A 498-nucleotide genomic window follows, 5' to 3' on the forward strand; every position below is an offset into this window, starting at 1 on the left:
GAGATCACCGCGACCGCGTCCGGTGTCCGCTCCACCTGGCGCTGGAACTCCTGCGGCAGGGTGGTCGCGGGCAGCGGCCGGGCGGTGTCGTTCCACTCGACGAGGGCGCGCCGGCGCTCGTCCTCGGACAGTACCTCGATGCCACCGACACTCAACTCCGGCTCCAGCGCGACCTGTTCGAGCAGGCGCACCAGTCGCTCGGCCATCGAGGCGGCGGTGGACTCGTCGAAGACGTCCGCGCTGTATTCGACGAATCCGTCGAGGCCGCCGTCGACGCCGTCCTCCATGACGTTGAACGTCAGGTCGAGCTTGGCGGCGTCGGCGGTGATGTGTTCCGGTACGGCGCGCAGGCCGGGCATCCGCAGCTCGGCGCGTTCGTTGTTCTGGAGGATCAGCATCACCTGGAACAGCGGGTTGCGCCCCATCGACCGCTCGGGATCGAGGACCTCCACCAACCGCTCGAACGGCACATCCTGATGCGCGTACGCCGCCAGCGCC

Annotated in this window: 1 protein-coding gene; it reads right to left on the bottom strand. The window is 69.1% G+C overall.

Annotated features, from left to right (window positions below; all coding sequences use genetic code 11):
* A partial coding sequence (locus N4G70_RS36915; protein WP_261717159.1) for a condensation domain-containing protein occupies positions 1-498 on the bottom strand: 498 nt, incomplete at both ends.

The sequence above is a fragment of the Streptomyces sp. ASQP_92 genome, assembly GCF_025399895.1.
Taxonomy (GTDB): Bacteria; Actinomycetota; Actinomycetes; order Streptomycetales; family Streptomycetaceae; genus Streptomyces.